The organism is Mesorhizobium sp. M2C.T.Ca.TU.002.02.1.1, from assembly GCF_003997225.1.
The window spans coordinates 1-7,732 of the sequence record NZ_RZTO01000239.1; the positions used below are offsets into that span (position 1 = coordinate 1).

The 7,732-nt window shown below is 63.8% G+C and carries 7 protein-coding genes and 1 pseudogene; all 8 read left to right on the plus strand.

Translation table 11 applies throughout. The annotated features are described in order from the left end of the window. Positions 1 to 539: pseudogene (locus tag EOD07_RS14845) on the plus strand (replication-associated recombination protein A); the annotation flags it as partial. 189 nt (positions 540 to 728) lie between these two features. After that, the gene (locus EOD07_RS14850; protein ID WP_040983439.1) at positions 729 to 1,556 is read left to right on the plus strand and encodes an aspartyl/asparaginyl beta-hydroxylase domain-containing protein; all 828 of its coding nucleotides are present in this window, start codon (positions 729 to 731) and stop codon (positions 1,554 to 1,556) included. Between the two features lie 249 nt (positions 1,557 to 1,805). Beyond that, on the plus strand, positions 1,806 to 2,774 hold the full coding sequence (locus EOD07_RS14855) for a helix-turn-helix domain-containing protein (RefSeq protein WP_245470150.1): 969 nt from the start codon (positions 1,806 to 1,808) through the stop codon (positions 2,772 to 2,774). A 139-nt stretch (positions 2,775 to 2,913) separates the two neighbouring features. Beyond that, entirely contained in the window at positions 2,914 to 4,431 is a 1,518-nt protein-coding gene (gene adh, locus EOD07_RS14860) for an aldehyde dehydrogenase (RefSeq protein WP_127236009.1), read from the plus strand. 65 nt (positions 4,432 to 4,496) lie between these two features. After that, complete coding sequence (locus EOD07_RS14865) at positions 4,497 to 4,862, plus strand: DUF779 domain-containing protein (RefSeq protein WP_127236010.1); 366 nt, start codon at positions 4,497 to 4,499, stop codon at positions 4,860 to 4,862. Positions 4,863 to 4,985: 123 nt separating this feature from the next. Further along, complete coding sequence (locus EOD07_RS14870; protein WP_127236011.1) at positions 4,986 to 5,966, plus strand: RluA family pseudouridine synthase; 981 nt, start codon at positions 4,986 to 4,988, stop codon at positions 5,964 to 5,966. A gap of 45 nt (positions 5,967 to 6,011) precedes the next feature. Continuing rightward, a complete protein-coding gene (locus EOD07_RS14875) occupies positions 6,012 to 6,887 on the plus strand; it encodes a DMT family transporter (RefSeq protein ID WP_127236013.1) in 876 nt (291 codons plus the stop codon). Positions 6,888 to 6,897: 10 nt separating this feature from the next. After that, positions 6,898 to 7,689: an ATP12 family chaperone protein gene (locus tag EOD07_RS14880; protein ID WP_127236012.1), complete on the plus strand. Its 792-nt coding sequence runs from the start codon at positions 6,898 to 6,900 to the stop codon at positions 7,687 to 7,689. Positions 7,690 to 7,732: the final 43 nt, after the last annotated feature.

Genomic DNA, 7,732 nt, shown 5'->3' on the forward strand with positions numbered 1-7,732 from the left:
AATCGGTGCGCGGCTCCGACCCGGATGCGGCCCTTTATTACCTCGCCCGCATGTTCGATGCCGGCGAGGATCCGCTTTATCTCGGCCGCCGGCTCGTGCGCATGGCGGTGGAGGATATCGGGCTCGCCGATCCGCAGGCGCTTGTCGTCGCCAATGCGGCCAAGGACGCCTATGACTATCTTGGCTCGCCCGAGGGCGAGCTCGCCTTCGCCCAAGCGGCCGTCTATCTCGCCACCGCGCCGAAATCGAACGCCGTCTACACAGCCTTCAAGGCCGCGACCGCGGCGGCCAAGGAGTTCGGCTCGCTTCTGCCGCCCAAGCACATCCTCAACGCGCCGACCAAGCTGATGAAAGAGGAGGACTACGGCGCCGGCTATCGCTACGACCATGACGAGCCGGACGCGTTTTCCGGCCAGGACTATTTTCCGGAGAAGATGGGTCGGCACACCTTCTATGATCCGCCGGAACGCGGGTTCGAGCGCGATATCCGCAAGCGGCTGGAGTACTGGGCGAAGCTGCGCAGCGAACGGAACAGCTGAATTGCGCGGCCCGACGGGACATGGCGCTGAAGTGGAGTAGACCGCTCCAAATATTTGCACTGGCAGACCGCTTGGACCCGTGCGTCGGCATTGTGCCGGGAAACAAAAAATCCTATCAAGACGCACGGCTGGCGGGGGTCGCCGTGATTTTGTCCCATGGAACAGGATCGCGCTCCCGCGCGAATGACAATGAAAAAGCAAACCGTCAAGTCGCTCCGCAAGGCCGCCATCGCGGTCGTGGTTCTCGCGCTCGCCTTCTACTTTATCCCGATCATCACGGCGATCTGGGTCGTCTGCGGCCTGATCGACGTCATGCGCAACGACCGGAAGAACCGGAACCTGTTCGAGCGCTACTTCCTCGGCAACGGCCTGTTCACCTGGCTGCTGTCGCCGTTCAACCTGATCGTCGACCTACTCTGCTACCGCAACCCCGGTGTCTGGAAGCCCGAGCAGTTCCCTGAGGACTATCAGCGCGAGATCAACGAGGTCCTGGGCGTCTTCAAAGCCCGCAAGGACGAGATCATCGCCGACATCGACGCCAATTTCGGCGCCGGCCGGCGCGGTATGTATGTCTACCAGTGGTACGGCAAGCACAAGATCGACAACGTTCCCGAATTCAATAAGGATTACAAATACATCAAGACGATCGCAGTATCCGTTTTCAGCAAGCGTGAATCCACGTCCTGGCATTTCGGTCCGCTGCGGCTCAGCCTGCGCATCCTCTACAATCTGATCCCGGTGCAGGCGGAGATCTTCGTCCAGTGCGGCAGCAAGAAGAACTATTGGTACGACAATCCTTTGTTCATCTTCGACGACACGCTGTTCCACCGCTCGGTCAACGAATATGACGGTCGCCGCTACTGCGTCTTCGTCGACATCATCCGGCCATCCCCGTTCCCGAGGCTGATCGCGGGCCTTCTCGCCATCGTCTCGGTCAGCGTGGAGCGCATCAATTCCGTCTTCTACAAGAACTGGAAAATGATCGGCTCGTCCAAGCCGAAGGCCGCCGCCAACTGATCCCTGCAAGCTCCGGGATTCGGCCCTGGCGGCCGGGTCCCGTTTAAACCAACGTCCTATGGCGCCGATACACCGCGACCTTTAGAACTCCGGAGCAGTTCCAGGCGTTTTCCGCGTGGAATTGCTTGGAATCAAATGCCTGCGCGGTCGGCAATTGTATCAAAGGCCGAACCGCTTTGGATTGTCGGCTATGTTCCTGCGAGCATGGCGACGGAGCGGAAGGAGGTTCCGCTCACCGGGAGGATAGGGTTGATCGGACGGCAAACCGCCGTGCATGCGGATCTGGTCCAGGCTTCGATCGCGAAAAGCGACGCAGCCCATTCGGCGTTGGTGGCCTCATGGCGGCGCTCGCTGCAACTGCACCATCTCGATCCGGCCGAGCGCAAGGCGCCCAGGCGGCTGACCGAAGGCGAGTTGAGAGGGGCCCGCCAGCGCATGGAGCGGATGATCCGCGCCGCCGAGACAAGCCTCAACCGGCTCTATCAGGCGGTCGGCGGAGTTGGTTGCTGCGTGATGCTGGCCGACCGCGACGGCATCCCCGTCGAGCGCCGGGGCGCGGTCGCCGACGACGAAACCTTCGACGAATGGGGCCTGTGGACCGGCACGGTCTGGAGTGAGGACAGTGAAGGCACCAACGGCATCGGCACCTGCCTTGCCGAGCAGCGGGCGCTGACCATCCATCGCGACCAGCATTTCTTTTCGCGCAACACGCTGCTGAGCTGCACCACCGCGCCGGTCTATGACCATGAAGGCAATCTGGCGGCCGCGCTCGACGTATCGTCCTGCCGTTCGGACCTGACGGAGGGATTCGTCCAGCTCATCTCCGTCGCGGTTGGCGATGCCGCGCGCCGCATCGAGGCGGAGAATTTCCGCATGGTATATTCCAGCGCCCGCATCCTTTTGGCGCCGGTCGCCGAGCGCGGGGCCGGCGCGCTGATCGCGGTCGACCAGGATGACCTGGTGATTGGCGCGAGCCGGTCGGCGCGGCTTGCACTGGGAATAACAGGCGAAGCCCTGGCCCGGGGTTTGCTGGCCGCCGACGTTCTCGGCGACCAGGCAAAGGCGAAGGAAGACCTCGACGACGCCGAGCGCGGCGCGTTGCAGCGGGCGATGGCGCGGGCCGGCGGCAATGTCTCGGCGGCAGCCCAAAATCTCGGCATTTCGCGCGCGACGCTGCATCGCAAGCTCGCCCGTTTCGAAATCCGCCGCCCGCATTGATTTCCTGATCTGACCTGTCGCAGTTCTGCGACACTCGGCGGCCGCGATCGCCCGGCCCCCGGCTGACAAGGCGGCAACCATCCGCAAAATCCTCCGCCAACGCGCCGCATCCCGCGGCGCGCCTTTACGGGAGGAAGACATGAACAAGGTGGAATTCTCGCGCGCAGCCAAGGTTCCGTTCGCCAAGCGTTACGACAACTTCATCGGCGGCAAGTGGAAGGCGCCGCATTCCGGCAAATATTTCGAGAACATCTCGCCCGTCACCGGACGGCCCTTGTGCGAGATCGCCCGCTCGGATGCGGCCGACATCGAGGCAGCGCTCGATGCCGCGCACAAAGCCAAGGACGCCTGGGGCAGGACCAGCCCCGCGGAACGCGCTCTGATCCTCCATCGCATCGCCGACCGCATGGAAGACAATCTCGACCTTTTGGCGCTCGCCGAGACCTGGGACAACGGCAAGCCGATCCGCGAGACGACAGCCGCCGACCTTCCCCTGGCCGTCGACCATTTCCGCTATTTCGCCGGTGTGCTGCGCAGCCAGGAAGGCTCGATCTCCGAGATCGATCACGACACCGTCGCCTACCACTTCCACGAACCGCTCGGCGTGGTCGGCCAGATCATCCCGTGGAACTTCCCGCTGCTGATGGCGGTGTGGAAGTTGGCGCCGGCGCTTGCCGCCGGCAACTGCGTGGTGCTCAAGCCTGCCGAGCAGACACCCGCCTCTATCATGCTGTGGGCCGACCTGATCGGCGACCTTCTGCCCGAAGGCGTGCTCAACATCGTCAACGGCTTCGGCCTGGAGGCCGGCAAGCCACTGGCATCCTCGAACCGCATCGCCAAGATCGCCTTCACCGGCGAGACCACGACCGGCCGCCTGATCTCGCAATATGCCAGCCAGAACCTCATCCCGGTGACGCTCGAGCTCGGCGGCAAGTCGCCCAACATCTTCTTCCAGGATGTGACGGCCGAAGACGACGACTTCTTCGACAAGGCGATCGAAGGCTTCGTCATGTTCGCGCTCAACCAGGGCGAGGTCTGCACGTGTCCCAGCCGCGCGCTGGTGCATGAGAAGATCTATGACAAGTTCATGGAGCGCGCACTGAAGCGCGTCGAGGCGATCGTCCAGGGCGACCCGCTCGATCCGGCCACCATGATCGGCGCCCAGGCATCGAGCGAGCAGTTGGAGAAGATCCTGTCCTACTTCGACATCGGCCGCCAGGAAGGCGCCGAGGTGCTGACCGGCGGCGAGCAGAACCATCTGCCGGGCGACCTAGCCGGCGGCTATTACGTCAAGCCGACCGTGTTCAAGGGCAACAACAAGATGCGCATCTTCCAGGAGGAGATCTTTGGCCCTGTCGTGTCCGTGACGACCTTCAAGGACGATGGCGAGGCGCTGTCGATCGCCAACGACACGCTCTATGGCCTCGGCGCCGGCATCTGGAGCCGCGACGCCAACCGCTGCTACCGCTTCGGCCGCGCCATCCAGGCCGGACGCGTGTGGACGAACTGCTACCACGCCTATCCGGCGCATGCCGCCTTCGGCGGCTACAAGCAGTCCGGCATCGGCCGCGAGACGCACAAGATGATGCTCGACCACTATCAGCAGACCAAGAACATGCTGGTCAGCTACAGCCCCAAGAAGCTCGGCTTCTTCTGATCCTCCCAGGGCAAAGAGGAGGGCGCGGTTCATCCGCGTCCTCCCGTCAGTTGGAGGAGGTTTTGATGGATAGTGCTTCATTGGGCAAAGTGACGGCCACGCCGGAGGCCGAGGCGCTGCTTGCCGAGATCATCGCCGATCACGGGCCGGTTCTGTTCCACCAGTCCGGCGGCTGCTGCGACGGCTCGTCGCCGATGTGCTATCCGCGCGGCGAGTTCATGATCGGCGACAATGACGTGAAGCTCGGCGAGATCGGCGACACGCCGGTCTATATCAGCGCCTTGCAATATGAGGCCTGGAAGCACACCGACCTTGTCATCGACGTGGTGAAGGGCAGGGGCGGCATGTTCTCGCTCGACAATGGCCGCGAGAGGCGATTCCTGACGCGCTCGACGGTTTGCGTGGTATCGCCGCCATCTTCCGGCAACTGAGCGACCAGGCTGGACGGCATCCAGCGCGACGATTGGGGTAATCGTCCGGCTTTGTTGGGTCTTTGGCTCGCAACATCCTCGCCTTAGTGCTATGGCGCCGCTTTCAAACGGAAAAGCGTATCCATGGCAGGTGTCGAACAGATCACGGTTGAGGCCGGCGAGGCGGGCATGAGGCTCGACCGCTGGTTCAAGGTCCATTATCCGGGCCTCGGCTTCGGCCACCTGCAAAAGCTCTTGCGCTCGGGCCAGATCCGCGTCGACGGCGGCCGGGTCAAGGCCGACACGCGCGTCGAGCCCGGCCAATCCGTACGTGTCCCGCCGCTCGACGTCGACAAGAAGGGCGACGTTCCGCTCACCGGCCACTCGATCCGCAACCAGGGCGATGCCGAAGTGCTCGCCAAGATGCTCTTGCACGAGGACCCGAAAGTCTTCGTCTTCAACAAGCCGGCTGGCTTGGCGGTGCAGGGCGGTTCAGGCGTCACCCGCAATGTCGACGACATGCTGGAAGCCTGGCGCAACCAGAAGGGCGAAAAGCCGCGCCTCGTCCACCGCCTCGACCGCGACACGTCCGGCGTGCTGGTCGTCGCCCGCACCCGCCTTTCCGCGATGAAGCTGTCGGAAGCGTTCCGGGCGCGCGAAACCAAGAAGACCTACTGGGCGCTGGTCAAGGGCGTGCCGCCGAAGCGAGAGGACAAGATCTCGACCTGGCTGGTCAAGGAGGCGACGCCGGACGGCGACCGCGTGCGCATCGCCAAGCATGGCGAGAAGGGCGCCGATCACGCCGTCTCCTATTACCGCGTCGTCGAGCAGGCGGCACAGTCGCTGTCATGGCTGGAAATGGAGCCTTACACGGGCCGCACCCATCAACTTCGCGTCCACGCCGCCCATATCGGCTGCCCGATCATCGGCGATCCCAAATATTTCGAGGCCGACACCAACTGGGAATTTCCGGGCGGCATCCAGAACCGTCTGCATCTCCATGCCCGCCGGATTGTCATACCGCATCCCGACCAGGGCGTGATCGACGTGACCGCGCCAATGCCGCCGCATATGCGCCAGAGCTGGAACCTTCTCGGTTTTGACGAACAGAGCGCGGAGGACTGAGATTTGACTGCTGCGCCCGTACTGGGTCGCCGCGACGCGGTCGACATGGCGGCGGCGGCCATCATGGTCGGGCTGACCTTCTCCTGGGGGCTGAACTACGTCGCCGCCAAGGTCTCCTATGCAGGTTACGACCCTGTTTTCGTGTCGGTCGCCCGTTCGCTTATCGGGGGAGCCTGCGTGTTCGCCTGGTGCCAGCTCCGCGGCATCAGGCTGTTCGAAGCGGACGGGACGCTGACCGCCGGCATCGTCGTCGGCGTGCTCTTCGGCGTCGAGTTCCTCTGCCTCTATATCGGGCTCGAATACACCACCGTTGCCCGTAACACGCTCCTGGTCAACACCATGCCGTTCTGGGTGCTGATCGGCGGACATTTTCTGCTGGGCGAGCGCATCAACGCGCGCAAGCTCGGTGGGCTTGTTCTCGCCTTTTGCGGCCTGGCGACGGTTTTCTCCGACGGCATCGTTGCCGGCGGCGACGCAACGCTGACCGGAGATCTGCTCAGTCTTGGCTCGGGCATTCTCTGGGCGGCCACCAGCATCGTCATCAAGCGATCGAAGCTGGTCGAGACGCGCGCGGAGAAGCTGCTGCTCTACCAGTTGGCCGGCGCCGCTATTGTCGGCGCCCTGGTGATGCCCTTCGCCGGCCCGCCGATCCGCGCGGTTGCCTCTTTGCCGACACTGGCGCTGCTGTTCCAGTCTTTCTATATCGTCGCCTTCACCTATGTGTTGTGGTTCTGGCTGCTCACGCGCTATCCGGCGGCAAGCCTGTCGAGCTTCGCCTTCCTGTCGCCTGTGTTCGGCGTCCTGTGCGGCGCGGTGTTGTTGGGCGAGCCGCCGACGGTCAGGATAATCCTGGCGCTCGGCCTGATCGCCGCCGGACTGATCATCGTCAACCGACCGGCGCGCAGGCAGCCTACAGTTTAGGGAGTTCGGCATGCGCGATATCCTCGAAGACCTCGAAGCCGGAAAACTGCTCTCCGATCCCGACCCGGTGCGGCGCGCCCAGATCCAGATGAAGACGCCGCTGCCGAAGCGTTTCTACAAGGCTGTTTCGGTGGCTCCCGTCGAGAACGGTTTTGCCATCCATCTGGACGGCAGGCCGGTGCGCACGCCAGGCAAGGCCGTGATGGTGCTGCCGACTGAAAAGGCTGCGTCACTTGTGGCCGATGAATTCAGCGCGCAGAGCGAGGTCATAGATCCCGTGACGATGCCCGTCATGCGGCTCGTCAACACCGCCATCGACGGCGTCGCCTCCGATCCGCAGGCGGTGCTGGAAGACGTGCTGCGCTTCGCCTCGTCCGATCTTCTTTGCTATCGCGCCGACGGCCCGCAGAGACTGGTCGACCGCCAGAACAAGCTCTGGGATCCGGTGCTCGACTGGGCGCGCAGCAGCCTCGGCGCGCGCTTCAACCTTGCCGAAGGCGTCATCCATGTCGAGCAGCCGCGCGAAGCGATCGCCGTGCTCGGCGCACATCTTGGCCAGCGTGCCGAGCCGATGCGGCTGGCCGCCATCCATGTCATGACGTCGCTGACCGGATCGGCGCTGCTGGCCTTGGCCGTCGATTTCGGCGAGATCGACGCCGAGGAAGCTTGGGCCGCGGCCCATGTCGACGAGGATTGGCAGATCGAGCATTGGGGCCAGGATGCCGAGGCGATGGCGCGCCGTTCGGCCCGCAAGCGCGACTTGATGGCGGCGGTCAGCCTGCTCGAGGCGCTGCAGGGCTAAAGCATTTCAAGCACTGCTCCGCTTTCGCAGCGCACCTAATACC